This window comes from Alteromonas sp. KUL49, assembly GCF_006538345.1.
GTDB lineage: Bacteria > Pseudomonadota > Gammaproteobacteria > Enterobacterales > Alteromonadaceae > Alteromonas.
The window spans coordinates 19218-39341 of record NZ_BJKL01000017.1; the positions used below are offsets into that span (position 1 = coordinate 19218).

The 20124-nt window shown below is 45.3% G+C and carries 20 protein-coding genes, 1 tRNA gene and 1 pseudogene; 16 read left to right on the forward strand and 6 right to left on the reverse strand.

Features of this window, described 5'->3' with window-relative positions; genetic code table 11:
• Positions 1-138: 138 nt before the first annotated feature.
• The 4 genes from rpmB to mutM all read left to right on the forward strand — a co-directional run bounded on the left by rpmB (position 139) and on the right by mutM (position 1950).
• The gene (gene rpmB, locus EYS00_RS19430) at positions 139-375 is read left to right on the forward strand and encodes a 50S ribosomal protein L28 (RefSeq protein WP_130639577.1); all 237 of its coding nucleotides are present in this window, start codon (positions 139-141) and stop codon (positions 373-375) included.
• A gap of 12 nt (positions 376-387) precedes the next feature.
• A complete protein-coding gene (rpmG, locus tag EYS00_RS19435) occupies positions 388-543 on the forward strand; it encodes a 50S ribosomal protein L33 (RefSeq protein ID WP_012516577.1) in 156 nt (51 codons plus the stop codon).
• Between the two features lie 134 nt (positions 544-677).
• A complete protein-coding gene (locus EYS00_RS19440) occupies positions 678-1148 on the forward strand; it encodes a hypothetical protein (protein WP_130639578.1) in 471 nt (156 codons plus the stop codon).
• Positions 1141-1950: a bifunctional DNA-formamidopyrimidine glycosylase/DNA-(apurinic or apyrimidinic site) lyase gene (mutM, locus tag EYS00_RS19445; protein ID WP_130639579.1), complete on the forward strand. Its 810-nt coding sequence runs from the start codon at positions 1141-1143 to the stop codon at positions 1948-1950. The genes EYS00_RS19440 and mutM overlap by 8 nt, the downstream gene beginning before the upstream one ends.
• 17 nt (positions 1951-1967) lie before the next feature.
• Here mutM and coaD read toward each other — a convergent pair whose 3' ends face one another.
• Positions 1968-2450 carry a pantetheine-phosphate adenylyltransferase gene (gene coaD, locus EYS00_RS19450; RefSeq protein WP_130639580.1) on the reverse strand — a complete coding sequence of 161 codons (483 nt, stop codon included), beginning with the start codon at positions 2448-2450 and terminating at the stop codon, positions 1968-1970.
• 76 nt (positions 2451-2526) lie between these two features.
• Positions 2527-3255: a 3-deoxy-D-manno-octulosonic acid kinase gene (locus EYS00_RS19455; protein WP_242618846.1), complete on the reverse strand. Its 729-nt coding sequence runs from the start codon at positions 3253-3255 to the stop codon at positions 2527-2529.
• Between the two features lie 73 nt (positions 3256-3328).
• Here EYS00_RS19455 and EYS00_RS19460 point away from each other — a divergent pair, with 73 nt between their 5' ends.
• The 8 genes and pseudogenes from EYS00_RS19460 to glpG all read left to right on the forward strand — a co-directional run bounded on the left by EYS00_RS19460 (position 3329) and on the right by glpG (position 12119).
• The gene (locus EYS00_RS19460) at positions 3329-4357 is read left to right on the forward strand and encodes a glycosyltransferase family 9 protein (RefSeq protein WP_307723767.1); all 1029 of its coding nucleotides are present in this window, start codon (positions 3329-3331) and stop codon (positions 4355-4357) included.
• An 87-nt stretch (positions 4358-4444) separates the two neighbouring features.
• Positions 4445-4912: a hypothetical protein gene (locus tag EYS00_RS19465; RefSeq protein ID WP_130639581.1), complete on the forward strand. Its 468-nt coding sequence runs from the start codon at positions 4445-4447 to the stop codon at positions 4910-4912.
• On the forward strand, positions 4909-6090 hold the full coding sequence (locus EYS00_RS19470) for a hypothetical protein (protein WP_242618847.1): 1182 nt from the start codon (positions 4909-4911) through the stop codon (positions 6088-6090). The genes EYS00_RS19465 and EYS00_RS19470 overlap by 4 nt, the downstream gene beginning before the upstream one ends.
• Positions 6091-6102: 12 nt before the next feature.
• Positions 6103-8544 carry a bifunctional diguanylate cyclase/phosphodiesterase gene (locus EYS00_RS19475; RefSeq protein ID WP_130639582.1) on the forward strand — a complete coding sequence of 814 codons (2442 nt, stop codon included), beginning with the start codon at positions 6103-6105 and terminating at the stop codon, positions 8542-8544.
• A gap of 148 nt (positions 8545-8692) precedes the next feature.
• Positions 8693-9890 (forward strand): annotated as a pseudogene (kbl, locus tag EYS00_RS19480) (glycine C-acetyltransferase).
• Positions 9887-10912 (forward strand): L-threonine 3-dehydrogenase, encoded by a 1026-nt coding sequence (gene tdh, locus EYS00_RS19485; RefSeq protein WP_130639583.1) that lies wholly within the window; start codon positions 9887-9889, stop codon positions 10910-10912. The pseudogene kbl and the gene tdh overlap by 4 nt, the downstream one beginning before the upstream one ends.
• Positions 10913-10914: 2 nt before the next feature.
• Complete coding sequence (gene glpE / locus EYS00_RS19490; RefSeq protein WP_130639584.1) at positions 10915-11229, forward strand: thiosulfate sulfurtransferase GlpE; 315 nt, start codon at positions 10915-10917, stop codon at positions 11227-11229.
• Positions 11229-12119, forward strand: coding sequence for a rhomboid family intramembrane serine protease GlpG (gene glpG / locus EYS00_RS19495; RefSeq protein ID WP_130639585.1), 891 nt, complete (start codon positions 11229-11231; stop codon positions 12117-12119). Before glpE ends, glpG begins: the two co-directional genes overlap by 1 nt.
• Positions 12120-12121: 2 nt before the next feature.
• Here glpG and EYS00_RS19500 read toward each other — a convergent pair whose 3' ends face one another.
• The gene (locus EYS00_RS19500) at positions 12122-12511 is read right to left on the reverse strand and encodes a flagellar basal body-associated protein FliL (protein WP_130639600.1); all 390 of its coding nucleotides are present in this window, start codon (positions 12509-12511) and stop codon (positions 12122-12124) included.
• A gap of 207 nt (positions 12512-12718) precedes the next feature.
• Here EYS00_RS19500 and EYS00_RS19505 point away from each other — a divergent pair, with 207 nt between their 5' ends.
• Positions 12719-13318, forward strand: coding sequence for a chorismate lyase (locus EYS00_RS19505; RefSeq protein WP_242618848.1), 600 nt, complete (start codon positions 12719-12721; stop codon positions 13316-13318).
• Positions 13311-14177: a 4-hydroxybenzoate octaprenyltransferase gene (ubiA, locus tag EYS00_RS19510; protein WP_130639586.1), complete on the forward strand. Its 867-nt coding sequence runs from the start codon at positions 13311-13313 to the stop codon at positions 14175-14177. Before EYS00_RS19505 ends, ubiA begins: the two co-directional genes overlap by 8 nt.
• 52 nt (positions 14178-14229) lie before the next feature.
• Here ubiA and EYS00_RS19515 read toward each other — a convergent pair whose 3' ends face one another.
• On the reverse strand, positions 14230-14478 hold the full coding sequence (locus tag EYS00_RS19515; protein WP_130639587.1) for an accessory factor UbiK family protein: 249 nt from the start codon (positions 14476-14478) through the stop codon (positions 14230-14232).
• A 101-nt stretch (positions 14479-14579) separates the two neighbouring features.
• Between EYS00_RS19515 and rep the strand changes: the two genes are divergently transcribed.
• A complete protein-coding gene (gene rep / locus EYS00_RS19520) occupies positions 14580-16595 on the forward strand; it encodes a DNA helicase Rep (protein ID WP_130639588.1) in 2016 nt (671 codons plus the stop codon).
• Here rep and EYS00_RS19525 read toward each other — a convergent pair whose 3' ends face one another.
• Together EYS00_RS19525 and EYS00_RS19530 are read right to left on the reverse strand one after the other, a co-directional pair.
• Positions 16596-19196 (reverse strand): EAL domain-containing protein, encoded by a 2601-nt coding sequence (locus EYS00_RS19525; RefSeq protein ID WP_130639589.1) that lies wholly within the window; start codon positions 19194-19196, stop codon positions 16596-16598.
• A 105-nt stretch (positions 19197-19301) separates the two neighbouring features.
• Positions 19302-19706, reverse strand: coding sequence for a cytochrome c5 family protein (locus EYS00_RS19530; protein WP_130639590.1), 405 nt, complete (start codon positions 19704-19706; stop codon positions 19302-19304).
• A 270-nt stretch (positions 19707-19976) separates the two neighbouring features.
• Between EYS00_RS19530 and EYS00_RS19535 the strand changes: the two genes are divergently transcribed.
• Positions 19977-20053 (forward strand) — tRNA-Arg (locus tag EYS00_RS19535).
• Positions 20054-20124: the final 71 nt, after the last annotated feature.

Below are 20124 nucleotides of genomic sequence, written 5' to 3' on the forward strand. Positions count from 1 at the left end.
TTTCTTATTGAAATAGATCCCCCTTTGCTGTATAAAATGCGCCCTCTAATTTATAGTAATACGCCATTTGACCGAGCAACTGTTTTCAGGGTCGGATCGACTGGCAAGACAGTTATCGTTGTTCTGGAGACAAATACAATGTCAAGAGTATGCCAAGTAACAGGTAAGCGTCCAGCGGTTGGTAATAACCGTTCACACGCAAGAAACGCGACTCGTCGTCGCTTTTTACCAAACCTTCAATCTCACCGTTTTTGGGTTGAGAGCGAAAGCCGTTTCGTTAAACTACGTTTGTCAGCTAAAGGCATGCGTATCATCGATAAAAAAGGCATTGATGCAGTATTAACTGACATGCGTGCCCGTGGTGAGAAAATCTAAGGAAGCCTAACAATGCGTGATAAAATCAAATTAGTTTCTTCAGCAGGTACTGGTTTCTTCTACACTACCGACAAGAACAAGCGTAACATGCCTGGCAAAATGGAGATCAAAAAGTACGATCCCGTTGTGCGTAAGCACGTTATGTTCAAAGAGGCAAAAATCAAGTAATTAGCTTGCTTTTGTCTCCACGAAAACCCGGCCTTTGCCGGGTTTTTTGCGTTTTGGTATCTCAGGCGAGTTTTTTTAACCATCTACTATGGGTTATTATTCGATATCTGCTGTAGATAAGTTAAGGGTTTACTTTGGCGAGACTCTCTAAGCCTGCGATGAATAACGTAGTGATTGTGGCTATGTTACTCATGATTGCATTGTTCAATTTGGATAGCTTTCTTCCTCATTCCAACACTCCAGTATCACAAACACTGTTACCCAATGATGCTTATGTTTTAAAGATAGAGCACGACAACAACGCTTTAGAGCGTTCCGGTCAGCAATGGCGACAAGTGTCTACAGCGACAGAGCTACCTATGCCTACAGTTCAATACGCGAACTGGCAGCGAGGGATCTTACTTCCAGTAGTAGATCCCAGTGAAGATCTTACAGCCATTACTCCTTTCATTGTGGTGGTTTGGATGGCTGGTAGTGTGGAGGGATTAGTCTACGCATTTTATCCCATCGAAGGCGCGACGATAGTACGTCACAACAATCAATGGTACACCTTAGAAAACGTTGCCTTGATACAATTACTACCATGGATTTCTCGCAATGCCTGAATTACCAGAAGTTGAAGTGAGTCGATTAGGCGTTACTCCCCACCTTGACGGCCAAAAAATAGAAAAAGTCATCGTAAGAGAATCGAGAATGCGCTGGCCTATACCAGAAGACGTGCAACAGGCCGTAGGTCACACGATTTTGTCCGTGCATAGGAGAGCAAAGTACCTTCTTATCGACACTGATGTTGGCAGCTTAATTTACCACCTTGGAATGTCTGGAAAACTCAGAGTGATCGACAAAGACATACCGTTGATCAAGCACGATCATGTGGATCTGGTATTGGCGTCTGGAAAATGTTTGCGATTTAACGACCCTAGACGCTTTGGCGCTGTTTTGTGGCAACCCACTGGAACATCCCTTCAGTTGATGGCTAACTTGGGCCCTGAGCCTCTTACAGACGATTTTGATCACAAACGCTTATTCAATCTGTCGAGAGGCAAGAAGAGCGCGGTTAAAAACTTCATTATGGATAATGGCGTTGTTGTTGGTGTTGGTAATATCTACGCTAACGAAGCGCTTTTTATGGCAGGTATTGATCCGAGACGACATGCTGGCAAAGTTAGCCAAACGAGGTATGTAACACTGACAACGGCTATTAAAGACGTGCTAGCGAAAGCGATAGAGCAGGGAGGCACCACGCTAAAGGATTTTGCGCAGACCGACGGTAATCCTGGTTATTTTGCTCAACATTTACGAGTCTATGGCCGTAAAGGTGAGCTTTGTGAAGTATGTGACACTGAGATTAAAAGCGTGGTCATTGGGCAAAGAAATACCTTCTATTGCCCGTCTTGTCAGCGTTAGTGCTTCAACACAGCAAGTTAACCGTGTAGTCGTTTGATTAAGGCGGCTTCAACCACAGGGTGACAAAACTCGCTAACCTTGCCTTTGTGAAGGGCTACCTCTTTTACAAGGGTAGAGGAGATAAATGAGTTTTCTTCTGAGGGAGTCAAGAACACACTCTCCAATTTAGGGTTTAACCGCCTATTCATGTTGGCGAGCTGAAACTCATATTCAAAATCAGAAACTGCACGTAATCCGCGAATCAGTACTGATGCATGTTGTTGATCAGCAAAATCTGCCAGTAAACCAGTAAAGCCAACCACTTCAACATTGGATAAGTGCGCTGTTGCATGCTTTATCATATCCACTCGTTCTTCTAGACTGAAAAGCGGCTTTTTACTGGGGTTCGAAGCAATAGCAACTACAACCTCAGAGAACATAACAGAGGCGCGTTGAATTAAGTCTGAGTGACCATTAGTAATGGGATCAAAAGTCCCTGGGTATAGTGCTCTAGTGTGCATAGGTTTTGGTCTAGTTTAATATTGAGAAAACAGTAACGATAATTGCAACGTGATGCAATTTACTTAGCTCAGAATCTTAGCGTCTGTTGTCAGGCGCTTTCGTATCCTTTCTTAAAATACAACCAGTCGGATTCTTGCCAGTAAAACGCTTTGTTTTTGTGACTTCTTTATGAAGTGAACGAAGTAGGCGTGAAATATTGTCAGACTTCCAATGATCACCGGTTTTGATGCTGCACCTATCAAAGTCAATAATCCATACTTGATCTTGGTCGTCCAACATAATATTTCGCACGTTGGCGTCATGGTGATAAACCTGACAGTCGTGCATGTTTTTAACGGCAATACCTACGTCGCGCCACTGGTCTGGTGTTAATGGTTTGCGCGTAAGCAGGTGGTGTAGGTCCACACTATTAGGGATAGCACGGGTAATCAAATCACCGCGATAAATCAAACCGCTGCGTTGCACGCTAGCTGCAACAGGTGTTGGAACCTTTAAACCCTTTGCTCGCATGTGTGTAAGTAATTCAAATTCTTCGAATGGTCTAGATTTCGCTACACCAGTAAAGAGGTATTGGTCTGATAGGCACTTTCCTATTAATCCCCCGCGGCGAAAATGGCGGAGTACCCAGTCGTGACCTTCATTATGGATAAATAAGGTTGTTCCGCGACCTTTAGCTTTCCCAGTTATCTTTCCACTTTGTTCCCAATAAATGGCGGAAAACAGTGATGCACTTGGAGTAGAAACAACTTGTGGGTCATAAATAATATGATGACCATCAAGGAACTCTTGGCGTATTGTCGTCATTGGGCGCGCATCTTATGGTAAATTGTTTATTCTAATGATTTATTCACGCTTTTCAGCTTTAGAGAGTGATTCTGTGGGAAAAAAAATTTGCATCATGCGTTTATCAGCCATTGGTGATGTTTGTCATGCGGTAGCCATGGTTACCCGTATTCGCAACCAGTGGCCTGATGCTGAAATTACCTGGGTCATAGGTAAAATTGAGTACCAGTTAGTGAAACTTATCCCTAACGTGCGATTTGTTATCTTCGACAAACGAGAGGGGAAGGCTGCTGTTAAGAAGCTTGAAACGGCGCTGAGCGCTGAAAACTTTGACGCGCTTTTAATGATGCAGGTAGCGTTGCGAGCTAACTTGGCTTCGCGAGTGATAAAGGCAAAAACTCGCATAGGTTTTGATTGGGCGAGAAGCAAAGAGTTACATTGGTTATTCGCCAATAAACGCATTGCACCCAGAAAACATGCGCACGTACTAGATGGTTTTATGGATTTTGCTGATGCCCTCGGTGTTCCATCGCAATCAACAGTATCGTGGGACATTCCAATTTCAGAAGAAGACTCACAATGGGGGCTGCAAAAAGCGGCAGAGCTGGGTGACTATGCCGTTATCGCTCCTGCTGCGAGTAAAGCCGAGCGCAACTGGTTACCCGAGCGTTACGCAAAAGTTGCTGAACACATAGCGCAAATGGGTAAAAAGGTGATTTTAGTTGGTGGACCTGGTGTCCTAGATAGAAGTACGGCTGACGCTATTCTTAAGCATACTCAAGTCATTGCCGAGGACTATACTGCAAAAACGTCTCTCCATCAGTTAGTCGCGCTTTTGCGACACGCGAAGTTGGTTATTGCACCAGACACTGGACCCGCACATATGGCGACAATGGTGGGTACGCCTGTTATTGGGCTTTACGCACACTCAAATCCCCTTAGAACAGGCCCGTATAAAGATATCGACAACGCATGTTCCGTGTATGAAGAGTGTATCGCTGAACAAAGAGGTAAGCCTTGGCAAGCCTTACCCTGGGGCGTAAGAGCCAAGGGCAGTGACTTGATGCAAAAGATCAGTGTGGAGTCAGTGATCGACAAAGTGGATAAATTATTCGTTAGTTAACCGGCATTTTTGTGGCAAAGCCATTGGCATTATCTACACTTGTGAAGAGAGAGCGCTTTCGCTTATCGCTTACATGGAGAGTATCCAATGGCAGTGCATCTATTCATACGACAGATGCGATTGCGAGCCAGACACTTACTTATACCCATCCTAATAATTCTTCTAACGGTATTTACAGGTAGGCTTGCAGCCGCTGAGTCGATTCAAATTTTTGCTCATCGCAGTGTGGCAACGTCTTCTTTAACCCAAAGTGAAGTACGGCAAATATTTACGGGTATGAAGCAACACTGGCCCGATGGGCAGCGTATTCGTGTGTTCGTGCTCGCGGATAACTCGGATCTTCACAAAGCTTTTTGTCGCGAAAAGCTGCAAATGTTTCCTTATCAGCTAAACAGAATCTGGGATCAAATGACGTACTCCGGGCAAGGTGACGCGCCAACACGAGTCGGCAGTCTGCAAGAACTCATTGATATTATCGAAAAGACTGATGGCGCAATAGGTTATATCCAAGAGGGAAGTTACGAAACCACTAAGTTAATCGAGGTGCAATCATGAGAAGGATCTTACCTGTAGTGATGCCTTTTTGTGCATTGGCTTGTTGTTCAACTGAGGTAATAGGGCAAGAGTTTTCTTGGCATGGTTACCTTTCTCAAGGCGTTACTCAATCAATTAACAGTAGATTTATTACTGACGATGAAAGCATTACCCCTGAGCTAACAGAAGTTGGTTTTAATGGACATTATCAGTTGTCGAGTAATATCAGTGTGGCAGGCCAAGTGGTTTATCTGGACGGTGGTAACCGATTTGAGCGCGGCGCCCGACTAGACTATCTGTTCTTAGATTGGGAATTGCCGGAAATTGCTGGTTGGCAAAGTTATGTGCACATCGGTCGCTTTAAGAACAGACATTGGCTTTATTCTGCTACCCGGGACGTACCCCAAACTCGAGACACAGCAGTGTTACCTCAATCTGTTTATGCAGATGGCTTTCGAGATATCGCTTTGGGAAGTGACGGTGTTCATGCGGGCTTTACCCGTTACACCAACGAACATATCTGGGAAGTCAATTGGAGTTATGGGCGATCTCATATTAACAAAGCACAGACTGAATACTTGTTAGGTACAGATGCAAAGGGAAGGGCTAAACAAGATTTTGTGCATCAGGCGAGTGTGTTTTTACAGCCTTCAGCGATGAATTGGAAGCTAGGGGCGAGTTGGTTGAGTTCAGATTTTCGATATGAACCTGCAGCCGTTGACTATCGATTTGCGGGTGATGTGGATTTTCTGCGGTTAATGGTCAGCGCACTGTACTTCTCAGAAAACTGGGAATTAAGTGCCGAATTGCTCAGAGAGATCCAAGATGCGCAGGGACTCTTTACGCCAACATACGAAGAAAAGAGACGTGGCGAAGGTGGATTTGTACAATTTAGGTATCGCTTTACGCCAGAAATCAGTGGGTTGATTGGATATGATACCTACACACATGATGTATCAGACGAAGACGGTGAACGACTTTTTGTCACCTCCGGTGGTGCTGTTCCTCCCTACTTTGGTTACATGGATGCTGTAGTGTTGGGAGCGCGATGGGATATTGCACCTCAGTGGCGACTGCAAGCGGAACATCATTGGGTAGATGGCGCAACGCGTGCGGTAAGTCTGTTAGACCGTAATATTGCGTCTCATACCGAAGAGCAATGGCGCATGTGGTCAATACAATTGATGTACTGGTTTTAGTGAGCGTTCAGAATGACGGTTCGTATGTCGCTAACGACCAAAAACACCATAGTATTGCTCATTATGGTGTTTATTGTGTCTGTGGTTATCTCTGCATTTCTTATAAGAGCCGCCGAACAAGACCTTATTGAACGTCAGAAGGTGACACAGGTTAAAAATCAGGGACGGCTACAATTACTTGAAGAAGTTATTCGAAGTAGGGTGGTAGTTTGGATTGATTTAGCCAACCAGTCCAGAGTGATTGAAAATGGGGACTACGATCGCGATGCTCTTCTAGCCACATTGACCAATGCAAAAGACTACTTAGCGTTGAACATACAGCTTGAGGAAGTGTGGCTGTTCGACCAACAGAACAATGCTCCAAGTGGTGTGAGAGGCGCTGCAATAAACACCTTGGTAGAAACAACTAGAGAGTCCCTTGATAGTCGTGCCATGATATTGTGTGAAGACGTTTGCTTTCACTACCTAGCTACACCAGTGATGGCAAATGAGAGTCAGGTACCTGTGGTCGTTGTGTCTACATCACTGCGTGAACTGCTGTCGTTGTTCTATCGCACTACTGAAGCTTTTAGAGTGGCCATGGTTCAAACCCAGTCCTCACCTCTACGGTTTAAGCTCTCTAGTCGGTTAACCGACGAAAACACTAACTTGCTCAATCGTATATTGGCGACCTTGCCACCTGAAACCACTGAAGGAATGTTGGTTGAACACGGTCAGCAAGTCAGTGTTGACGACCAAGTGTTTATGGTCAGTTTGATCCCATTTCGACATCTCGTGGGTGACCACCCATATGTGCTGGTGGTACGAGATATTTCTGACGCTATGGATCAAAAGTACCAGTATGAACTGGGTGTTATGGTCAGTGCTGCAATACTGTTTTTTGTGTTTGTATTCTTGTTGAATCTTTATTTACGACCTTATCGAGAGCGTCTACTCGCCATTAGTCAGCGCTTGCCGTTACTTTCTGAGAGAAAATTCCACGCGTTTCACAAAAGTACGCTCAATAGCCCTAAGCCAAAGTGGTTCCACCTTCCAGACGAACTTGATGTGGTTGAAGCTGCATCTACAAGACTAGCTAAAGAGCTTGAAGAAGTTGATAGCAAAATGGCCACTACGACAGCAAGGTTAGAAAAAATGGCCATGTTTGACGTACTTACTGGGTTGCCAAATCGCAATATGTTGACCTTTCACATAGAAAAGGAGCTCGCAGATTCCTCGTCGAGTGAAAGTCGGTTAGTTGCACTTTTATTTATGGATCTTGACGATTTTAAAAAGGTGAATGACAGTTTTGGTCACGACATGGGAGACAAATTACTCAAGGCGGCGGCCGTGAGAATTTCGCGTTCCATAAAAGATATCGACATTGCCTCTCGATTTGGGGGGGATGAATTTGTTGTACTGCTCAGAGAGATAACCAGTCGTTCGCAGGTTGAGAACATTGCCAACCGTATCGTGAATGTTTTCAATCAACCGTTAGAGATTGGTGAGCATCGCTTCTACTTGTCGATAAGTATTGGGGTAGCAATAAGCCGTCACTCTCGGGCAACACACATAGAAATGCTCCGACATGCTGATATTGCCATGTACGAAGCTAAAGCGAAAAAAGGTGCTGGGTATAGTATTTATGATTCCACGATGAACCAAAAAGTCATGAAGAAGGTGGAACTAGAAGCGGAGGCACGCATTGCACTTAGAGAGCATCAATTTAGTTTGGCGCTGCAACCACAAGTAGATATCAAAACGCACAAGCTGGTAGGCTTTGAAGCGCTGCTTCGTTGGTATCATCCGCAGAAAGGAGCAATTTCACCGGGGGACTTTATCCCCGCGCTGGAAAATACCGCCTTTATGCTTGAGCTTGATTATTGGGTACTGAATAAATCTGCCCGTTTTATCAAGAAGTTTAACGAACGTGGTTTGTTTGATATGAAGGTGGCGATTAACCTCTCGGCTGAGCAATTTCTTGATCCCAACTTGCCAGAGTTACTGAAAGAGCAGATTATCAAAAACGGTATTGCGCCCTCTCAAGTGTGTTTAGAGTTAACGGAAACTGTGCTGGTTTCCGATGTGGAGCGTGCTACCGCGGTGATGAAAAACGTCAGAGAAATGGGCTGTCTATTGGCCATCGATGACTTTGGTACTGGGTATTCTTCGTTAAGCTACCTCAAATCACTCCCAGCAGACTATATTAAGATTGACCAATCATTTATTGCGTCAATGATCGAAAGTGAGAATGACAGAAACATTGTACAGTCCACCATATCCATGGTGAGAAAGCTCGGTTTACAGGTTGTTGCAGAAGGTATTGAAACGTCGACACAATTGTCTTTGCTCAGTGATTATCAGTGCCATATTGGGCAAGGCTACTATTTGAGCCGGCCCATTCCCGAAGCCGATATTTGGAGAGCGTTGGACGACAAATTGGTCGATGGTAAATGGCAGTTACCAAATACCTAAATTACCACCTACTAGTGCTGTAATTACAAGTGTTTAGAATTATTTACACGTGCCGCCGGATAACCTGATAAAACCCGAACTCAGCAGTGTACCGATACTCCCGCTTTCATTACACTAACGACCTTTTCTATCGACATCGGAGATTGGCATGTCTGCGGCATTCATATCCCATTTGCAATCACAAATAACTGCAACTAAAAATGACGGCTTGTACAAAAAAGAGCGAGTAATCACGTCTCAACAGCAAGCTGATATCGGCGTGAGCAATGGTGACCATGTTATCAATTTTTGCGCAAACAACTATCTAGGGTTGGCCAATCACCAAGACTTAATTTCGGCAGCAAAAGCAGGCCTAGACAGCCATGGGTTTTGGCGTGGCTTCCGTGCGGTTCATCTGCGGTACCCAAGACATCCACAAAGCGCTGGAATCTCAAATTAGTGAGTTTTTAGGTACAGAAGATACCATACTCTATCCATCGTGCTTTGATGCCAATGGCGGACTTTTTGAAACCCTACTTGGACCCGAAGACGCGATTATTTCTGACGCCCTGAATCACGCTAGTATTATCGATGGTGTGCGCTTGTGTAAGGCAAAGCGTTATCGTTATGCGAACAACGATATGGAAGCACTAGAAACTCAGCTTCAACAAGCCAATGCCGATGGCGCGCGATTTAAAGTCATTGCCACTGATGGTGTATTTTCAATGGACGGTGTTATTGCTGACTTGGCGTCCATTTGCGATTTAGCCGACAGATATGACGCCCTTGTGATGGTTGATGATTGTCACGCGACAGGATTTCTAGGAGACAACGGCCGTGGTAGCCATGAATATTGTGACGTGATGGGACGCGTAGATATTCTCACTGGCACTTTGGGTAAAGCATTAGGTGGAGCTTCCGGTGGTTATACCTCGGGCAAAAAAGAAGTCATTGAGTGGCTCCGTCAACGTTCACGCCCCTATTTGTTCTCTAATTCAGTAGCGCCGCCTATTGTTAACGCCTCGCTGAAAGTCTTTGAGATGATGAAAGACGGCGATAAGTTGCGTGAGCAACTGTGGCAGAACGCTAACCATTTCCGCACCCGTATGGAAGCTGCTGGCTTTACTTTGGCGGGTAAAGATCACGCGATTATTCCCGTCATGTTAGGTGACGCAAAACTTGCGAGTGACATGGCGGACAAGCTGCTTGAAAAAGGTATTTACGTTATCGGGTTCTCATACCCTGTAGTGCCCAAAGGACAGGCGCGTATCAGAACGCAAATGTCGGCTGGCCATACCCTAGCGCACGTTGATAAAGCGGTAGACGCGTTTATCGAGGTTGGTCGTGAAATGGGAGTGATCGCATGAAGTCTTTAGTTAAGGCTAAAGCCCAGAAGGGCATTTGGCTTCAAGATACGCCAAAGCCTGAAGTGGGTCACAATGATTTGCTGATCAAAATCCGTAAAACAGCAATTTGTGGCACCGACATGCACATTTATAATTGGGATGAGTGGTCACAACAAACTATTCCTGTTCCCATGGTTGTTGGGCATGAATATGTGGGCGAAGTCGTTGGCATGGGACAAGAAGTCAGAGGGTTTGCCATCGGAGACAGAGTGTCGGGTGAAGGTCATATTACCTGTGGCCATTGTCGAAATTGCCGAGCAGGACGTCGTCACCTGTGTCGAAATACTGAAGGGGTGGGTGTAAACCGTCCTGGTGCTTTTGCAGAGTATTTGGTGATCCCCGCATTCAATGCGTTCAAAATCCCCGACAATATCAGTGACGATTTGGCCTCTATTTTTGACCCTTTTGGCAACGCTGTTCACACTGCATTGAGCTTTGATTTGGTCGGTGAAGATGTATTGATTACCGGCGCCGGACCTATTGGTATTATGGCCGCTGCGGTAGCACGCCATGTAGGTGCCCGTCATGTAGTTATCACAGACATTAACCCTTATCGCTTAGCCTTAGCTGAAAAGATGGGAGCAACTCGCGCGGTTGATGTGAGCCAAGAATCATTGCAAGACGTGATGAACGAGCTTGGTATGAGCGAGGGATTTGACGTGGGCCTCGAAATGTCAGGAGTTCCTGTGGCGGTAAGAGACATGTTGGCCAAAATGAACAACGGCGGAAAAGTCGCTATGTTAGGTATTCCGCCACAAGATGTCGCCATTGATTGGAACCAAGTGATTTTCAAAGGGCTAACTATCAAAGGTATTTACGGCCGTGAAATGTTTGAAACTTGGTACAAAATGGCTAGCTTGCTACAAAGTGGCCTCGATTTAACACCAATTATTACCCATTCTTATTCTGTTGATGATTTCCAGAAGGGGTTTGATACTATGGGGTCAGGTCAATCAGGTAAAGTCATCTTAGACTGGCAGTAATCATGGATTCATTTTCTCATATTAGCATTGCTGAAGTAGCAGCGCTCCCCGACGATGCGGTTATCGTAGACATACGTGACCCACAGTCTTATGCCCTTGCACACATGCCAAAGGCTGCACCACTCAATAACGACAACTTCGCGACGTTTATTGATGCGACACCAAAAGACGCTCAAGTTGTGGTGGTTTGCTATCACGGTGTAAGCAGTCAACAAGCGGCACAAGTTATCGTTCAGCAGGGCTTTACGAACGTATACAGCATGGATGGTGGTTTTGAGGCATGGCGTTTGTCACAGCCTATTGTGTCTAATACCTAGTGAGTACGCCACTTGTTGCGTTTAATCAACAAACGCCTGCGCATCTGCTCGTCAGCTACTTAAATACCCAGGGAATTAGTTCCTCATTGGCTACGAGAAAAAATACGACAACGAACAACCTTGAATATGTTGTTGTGGTTGCTGATGCCGCGGATATTGATGCAGCCATGGGTATCGCTGAAGCATTTGTACAAAACCCCAATGATCCGAAGTATCAACAAGCTGCATGGGAGCAAGGCGAGGCAACGTCGAGTCAGGCGAGTAGCCGTTTATTGCCCAATCTAGCGCTCTTTGAACAGGCCAAACAAGCGCCATTTACCGCGTTTATTCTGATGGTTTGTGTGTTGGTTTACGGTTTTTCTCATCTTGGTTTTTTTGGCGTAATTACTGCCAATTTATTAATGCAGCCGCTGGATATATTGGCAGAAAATCATCAATGGTGGCGTTTGTTAGGGCCTGCATTCATTCACTTCAGTGTATTGCATATCGTCTTTAATCTACTCTGGTGGGGAACACTAGGTGCACGGATCGAAAACACGATGGGAGTATCGATGCTCTTCCTATTGTTTTTTGTCTCAGCCATTGTATCGAACGTAACACAAGGCCTCTTCAGTGAGCCTCTTGTTGAACTCAATAATGTATATACGTTTGGCGGGTTATCCGGTGTAGTGTACGCGGTTATGGGGTTTGTATGGTGGATAGGTTGGTTACGGCCTGAATGGGGTATATCGATACAAAAGCCTATTATCGGCTTTATGCTTGTATGGCTGGCTTTAGGTTACGCAGATATCTTATGGGTAAGCATGGCAAATGCCGCGCACACCTCTGGCCTTATCTCCGGGTGCGTCATGGCATTTATTGTTGCTAAATTTTCTGCACAGCGGCGATAAGGTTAGCTTTGGTAAAGATACTTGGTGAAGATGACTTCTTTAATGACTTCGCCACCGGTCTCTTGCTTCATGTGCGCCTGAAGTGCTTTTAATATGGCTCTACGAATATCTTCTCTGCCCGTCAGAGATTTTACTTTTTCTTCTGGCTGGCTACCAAAAATCTCTATGGTAGTAGAGCGCAGTAGGGGCATATGGTGTTCCGCTACTTCTAGGTTATCTACACTGTTTATCATCAACTCAATAGTAACCCGCACATAGCCGAGCTTTCGACTAGTATCGCCCACATAATTGGTCACGATGTCGGGCTCAAGTGCAAGGTACGCAAAATCTGTGTTGGTTTGGGCACCAGCTTTGGTAGACAAACCTAAGCCTACTAAAACTGCGAACAACATTGATAAAAACGGAGTTATCTTGGTCAACTCTAAAACCTGATGATAAGTGCGATTACTTGCTAGTGTAGCAAATCACCAATGAAACGCACTATACAAAATTTCCGATGACATAAGAAATTCATAATTATCAGCAAATTAATTATGTTCGATGGATTTAACGACTTACTTCCGCAGGTTTGCGGTTTATAGGCAATGTAATGTTATGATATGCCATTATCAATGAGGTGTAATTTGGATGTAGACGTGACACTAGCGGTTAGTTTTCCTGTCGGGCTAGACGTAACTTGGTACTGTGCAAGGGAGCTGAGTTTACCGGATCCGTATCTGAAAAACTGGTTACTGGATACTGGTTCACTAACAGAGCGCGTACAATCCTTGTGTCATCAGTTTTCACTTAAGTTACTGGGGCAGGGATATTTTGACATTCATGGCAATGAAGCATTGGCACTACGTCATGACGAAAAGGCGAATGTAAGTGACTACCAAGTGAGGGAAGTTGTCCTTTGTGGTAATCAAGTTCCTTGGATATTTGCACGCTCGGTGATCCCCAATGGGTTAATTGAAGACGAGCTGGCAAACTTAGGCACCCAGCCTTTGGGTAAACGCCTGTTCAATGATGATCGTTTTAAACGTTCTGCATTTGAGTTATGCCAAGTACCCGCCCGCGCGTTTGGCTTTGATACCGAACAGCAATTATGGGGACGACGCTCTGTCTTTACCTATAATGACTACCGAATGATAGTCGCTGAAGTTTTTCTACCCAATGCGCCTGCATATGAGACTAGGTACGCCGAAAACAATGGATAATAGCAAACAAAGAATAGATGCCTATTGGCGTCTAATGCGACTGGATAAACCCGTTGGTATCTATTTACTGCTCTGGCCAACCTTGTGGGCATTAATTATGGCCTCGGAGGGATTACCTGCAATCGGTATCACACTCATTTTTGTGGCAGGTGTGGTGATAATGCGCTCTGCAGGATGTGTGATTAACGACTATGCCGACAGAAAAGTCGACGGTGCCGTGAAGCGTACGTCAGCAAGACCAATAGTGAGTGGGGAGGTCACACCAAAGCAAGCTTTACAGCTGTTTTTCGGTCTTATCGCAGTAGCTTTTGTTCTGGTGCTGTTTTTGAACTGGCAGACCATTCTTTTATCTGTAGTTGCCGTGTTACTTGCGGGATGTTACCCCTTTATGAAGCGCTACACGCACTTGCCGCAAGTGGTGTTGGGTGCAGCATTCGGTTGGTCCATACCCATGGCATTTATGGCTGTGTCAGAGACGATCCCTGTGTGGGGATGGTGGGTATTTGTGGCTAACTTATGTTGGACAGTCGCTTACGATACCATGTACGCCATGGTAGACCGAGACGATGACCTCAAAGTCGGCATAAAGTCTACGGCGATATTGTTTGGAAAACACGATCTATTGATTATTGGTATTTTACAAGCCGTGACTTTAGGTTTGCTTGTTGCCGTGGGTATGGAAATTTCTGCTGGTGTGATTTACTACGGTGCTTTGGCGCTGTGTGCTGGCTTGTTTTACCGTCAGTACCAATTTACCAAACTTAGAGAGCGAGAAGGCTGCTTTACTGCGTTTTTAGAAAGTCACTATGTAGGGTTAGTTTTTACCCTTGGACTTCTGCTGCATTATGTCACGGTTTGAGTAGACACAGATACCGCAGTCTTACAGTATCTGTGCTCACTAGTGCAGAGCGCTAGCTGTCTTGATCGGCCTCTAACTTGGCGATACGCGCTTCCATGGCCTCCAATTTCTCGCGGGTTTTAATGAGTACTTGGCTTTGAATATCAAATTCTTCGCGAGTAACAAGGTCAAGTTTAGATAACTGAGCTTGCAACACCTGTTTGATCTTTCCTTCTGCTTCTTCCGCAATGTTTTTAACACCTGGAGGAACGGCATCTGCAATTTGTTTAGCTAATTCTTCGAGTTTTTTCGGATCCAACATGGAATTCCCTTATAATGCGCAGCGCTAGAGTACTTTCTATTTTATCGGCATGAAGATGACATGCAACGATAACTTTATACGCCTTATCCTTTGAGACATTCATGAAACTAAATGATGCACAAGAATCCGCTGTTAACTTTGTATCTGGGCCATGCTTAGTATTGGCCGGTGCTGGCAGCGGAAAAACCCGTGTAATTACTAATAAGATTGCTTATTTGGTAAGAGAATGTCAGGTGCCTGCTCGCACTATTGCCGCAGTGACGTTTACCAACAAAGCGGCAAGAGAAATGAAGGAGCGAGTGGGGCAGACCTTAGGGAAAAAAGAAGCTCGTGGTCTCAAGGTTTCTACCTTCCACACCATGGGGCTAACAATCATCAAAGCCCATGTTAAAGAGTTAGGGCTTAAACCGGGCTTCTCTTTGTTTGATGACAAAGACTCGTTGGCGTTGCTGACTGATCTTACTCAAGACACCATCGACGGTGACAAAGATCAGCTCTCGTTATTGCAAAGCTGTATATCTAATTGGAAGAATGATTTGATACTGCCCGATGCTTTGCTAAAAACAGCAAAAAGCGGTGGCGAGCAAGAATTTGCACAAGCCTACAAGCGCTATCAAGAGAACCTTAAAGCCTACAACGCGCTAGACTTTGACGATTTGATACTGTTACCCACGCTACTGCTGAAAAATAATCAAAGCGTGCGAGACAAATGGCAACAGAAAATTCGTTATTTATTGGTAGACGAATATCAAGATACCAATACCAGTCAGTATGAACTCGTCAAACTGCTGGTGGGTGAGCGTGCACGCTTCACTGTGGTTGGCGATGACGACCAATCAATCTATTCATGGCGTGGCGCTAAGCCACAGAACTTACATTTGTTGCAGCAAGACTTTCCTCGCTTAAATGTGATTAAGCTTCAGCAAAATTATCGTTCTTCTGGCCGTATTCTGCACTGCGCCAATATCCTCATTCAGAATAATCCTCACTTGTTTGATAAAACGCTCTTTTCAGAATTAGATTACGGTGAACCACTGCGTATCATAGAAGCAAAAAATGAAGAGCATGAAGCAGAGCGGGTGGTAGCAGAGCTACTTGCTCACAAGTTCATGAACAGAACGCAGTTTAAAGACTATGCCATTTTGTATCGCGGAAACCATCAAAGCCGAATGTTTGAAAAGCTATTGATGAGCAACCGTATTCCTTACAAGATCAGCGGTGGTATGTCGTTCTTCGGACGTACAGAAGTGAAAGATATCATGGCATATCTGCGACTCTTGGTTAACCAAGATGACGATAATGCCTTGTTGCGCGTTATAAATACCCCAAGCCGAGGTATAGGCCGTGCAACGCTGGAAAAATTGGGTAACTTCGCCAATGTATTGGGTAAATCCATGTTTGAAGCGGCAACTCATGACGGGTTAAGCTCTGTACTCAGTGGTAAAGCGTACGATGCGGTTTCTGGTTTTGCCCGCTGGATTGTTAGCATTGAAGACAATGCCAATCGCGGCGATACGAAAGATGTTCTTCGCAGCATGATCCGAACTATGGGCTATGAAGAGTGGTTGTATGAGCACAGCGCGAGTCCTAAAGCGGCAGAGATGGCCATGGCCAATGTGAGTACGCTATTTGGTTGGGTAACCGATATGCTCGAAGGTAACGATCTCGACCCACCTATGAACTTAACTGAAGTCGTTAATCGCTTGATACTCAGAGACATGATGGAGCGAGGCGAAGATGACGGCGAAGCAGACCAAGTTCAGCTAATGACGCTGCACGCCTCAAAAGGATTGGAGTTTCCTATTGTTTTTCTCGTGGGGATGGAAGAGGGGTTGTTACCCCACCAAAGCAGTATAGACGAAGATAATATCGAAGAAGAGCGCCGATTGGCTTACGTGGGTATTACCCGTGCCCAGCGAGAGCTCATATTTAGCTTAGCCAAAGAGCGCAGGCAATACGGTGAAGTGATATTTCCAGAGCCCAGCCGTTTTCTTTTCGAGCTGCCCCAAGATGATATTCAGTGGGAAAATCAGAAACCTAAAGTATCAGCGCAAGTTAGGCAGCAAAAAGGGCAGGCGAGCATTGCTAACCTTCGCGACATGTTAGGTAAAAAATAGTTAACCTGTCTTTTGCGTAAGGTCGAGGGCCAGCGGCTGTTCTAGTGTCCGGCCCTGAGCATAATTACATTCAATATCGGTGAGTGCTTCGAGTTGCGCTGTGGCATCAACACCTTCTGCAATCACATCAAACTTCAAATGCTCTGAAATAAGCATCACAGATTGAATTAGCTTTAGGTTTCGTTGCGAGCGCGGTAGCGATTTTACAAAGCGGTGGTCGATTTTGATAAAGTCGAAAGGGTATGAGAACAAATAGCTCAGTGATGCTAATCCGCTGCCGAAGTTATCCAGTACGAGAGTAACACCAGCGCGCTTCAACTTTTTAATTGCAGGCAGAATATACTGAGAGCGGCGATTCAAATCGTTTTCGTCAAACTCGAACACTAGCTCTTGAGGCGATACATCATAAGACTCAAGGAGCGCAATCATCTTGTTGACCATAGATGCTTGCAACAGATGGTTAATCGACACATTCACCGCAATGCGCGCAGGCTTTCCGTGCTGGTTGCGCCAGCTAACTAATAACTCACAAGCTTTCTGAAGTTGGAACAAATCCAAATCTAGGGTTAAACCACTCTGTTCAGCAACCTGTCGGAACTGCTCTCTGGCTATCTTGCCATAAGACGGATGAGACCATCGAACGTACATTTCGTGATAGAGGGCCTCATCTTTCTTCAGGTCGATAACTGGCTGAAGATAGTATTCAAACTGCTCGTCACGTAACGCTTTTCTAAATTCGTTCTCTAGCTCTAGCTCTTCAATGAGGCGATCACGCATGCTCTTGTCGAACATGACAAACCTACCTCTACCAAGGGTCTTCGCCTGATACATGGCTGCGTCAGCATCCCTTAGTGCTTCGTCTGCGGTGCGATAATAAGGCTCTACGTGAGCAATACCCACACTTGCACCCGAGTACATTTCACGGCCTTCTAAAACGAATGGCTCTGAGATTGACTGAATGATACGAGACGCCACTTCTTCAACGTCTGATGCGTCTTCAAAGTTATCGAGTAATACAACAAATTCATCACCGCCTAATCGCGCTAACAAATCGTGACCGCGAATACACAAAGTAATTCGGCGAGCAACTTCCACTAAGAACTCGTCACCTGCATGGTGACCCAAGGTATCGTTAATGACCTTGAACCGGTCGAGGTCAATGAACAATACCGCGAACATATTCTCTGGATAGCGCTGCTTACTGGCAATAGCTAACTCCAAGCGGCTGGTGAACATAGCCCGGTTGGGTAGATCGGTCAGTGAATCGTGATGTGCATCGTGAATCAGCTTGAGCTCGATCTCTTTACGTTCTTCTATCTGTTGCTTTAGTGTTTTGTTCGTTTCGTCTAACTCTGCGGTACGCGCTTTAACTCGTTCTTCGAGTTCTTGGTTGTTTCGTTGAATAGCCTCGGTACTTTTCTTGCGCTCCATTGCAACGGCAATATGATGAGATACAAAGCGAAGCAATTCCAAATCACGCCCGGTGTACTTGGCGTGCTTACCGTAGGTTTGTACGGTAATTACCCCAGAAATCTCTCCGTTAACCACCAAAGGTGATCCCAGCCAAGAGTTAGCGCTGTTGAGCATCTTCTGGGCAACAGATACGTCAATTTCACCTGCCTCGGCAAGTTCTAGTACTCGTGGTGGGTTGATGAGCTCGGCTTGTCCACTGCGCAATACAAATTCGGTTAAGCCTAAGCCCAGCGGCCTAGCTTCGACCGATTGACTCTGCACGTCACTAAAATACGGAAACTCGAGTCCGTCTCGTGCTTCATTTAAAATGGCGATGTAACAGTTGGGAGCACTGATAAGTCGAGAAAGTATGTCGTGTAGGCTGCTGTAGAACACAGACATGTCACCATCTAGGTTCGCAGCAAGTTCAGAAATTTCGAACAGCGCTTGTTGAAGTGACTCGACTTTTTGTCGCTCGAGAATCTCTTCTTGGAGATCGTCGTTGATTTTGCGTAGCTGTCGAGTACGTTCTCTGATGGTACGCTCAGTGAGTTCTCGGTTTTTAACCCGATCGACTGTGGTAACAATGTGCTGCGAAACGAACAGCAATACCTCTAGATCTTCAGGTGTGTAGTGTACGCGCTCGTCATAGGTTTGAATAACCATGGCGCCAATAGACTGACTGCCCCGTTTTAACGGAACACCTAAAAGTTCGTGTGGACGAGAACCCAATAACTTGATGCCGTACTCTTCTTCGATGAGTGACGCATCGCTTCTTTTATAAAATAGAGATTCGCCAGAACGAAGAAGGTAGCCAGTAATACCGTCCATAAGTTGATCGGCAGGCATTTGCTTAGCTGTGGCTTCGTCGTATTCGTCAACGATATACGCCATATCGATAACGTTATTGTCGCGCTCGTAAAAGGCAACATAGAAATTGTCTGCATTCATGAAATCGCCAATGATTTCATGGATCGCAGAATAAAGGCGGTTAAGGTGACTAACAGAACTCGCTAGCTCAGAAATGTCAAAAAGCGCCTTCTGAACACGTTCAGCGCGTTTGTACTTCTCTGTAAGTTGCTGAAGTTGCGGAATGAGTTCCCGCAACTCGTCTTCAGTCAACTCGCTTTGCGTTGATATTGACGACATTCTGATAGTTATAATAATTATTTGTGTGGCGTGAACCGACTAAACTACCCGATTTGTATCAAAAACGCTACTTTTTCCAACAGTTTGTTGGATACTTTGACGATCTTAAATACCTTCGATCATGTATTCGATTGCAGCTTTAATCTCATCATCTGAACAATCGCCACAGGTTCCACGAGGAGGCATTGCATTGATGCCGTTTATCGCGTTTTGCCAAACGCCGTCAAAGCCTTTTTCGTCTAAACGAGGCTGCCAGTCAGCTGCGGCATTGAGTTTTGGTGCACCTAGAACACCTGCACTGTGACACGCTACGCATGCACTGTTGTAAATATCAGCGCCTGAACGAGCACCACCTGCAGCGGCACCAGTGTCGGCAGTAGCGCCAGCAACGTGCACTTGACCTATAGGTTTGATACGGTCAGCAATATCGTCTGTACTCATTTCTTGTGCTTGCACGGCAAACACAGTTACGGCAGTTGCAGCCACAGTGAACCAAGTTTTTAATTTCACATCTGTCTCCAGGCAATCAGGAACATTAAATATACGGTAACTGGCCAGATTATAACGGTAATTCATGTGTGAACAACCATTTGAGACCATTTACCTATAAAAAGTAAGGATTTTCAATTGGGCTTGAAACTCATTTTCATTTGATTGTACAAATGAGTTGAAGCCGACCTCTGGCGTAAGTATTATTACGCCCCGCTTAGATGCACAGTTTACAAATCCTTGCAGAACATACCACCTCAGGGCATTAAGATTGTGTAACTCTTGCAGAAACCGCCCGTAGCTCAGCTGGATAGAGCGCACCCCTCCGGAGGGTGAGGTCAGAGGTTCGAATCCTCTCGGGCGGGCCATCAGTCTTCGCTCAATATCTAATTTGAACCATCCCCCCTCATTAACGTAATGTTTAAGAGTTAAATAAACG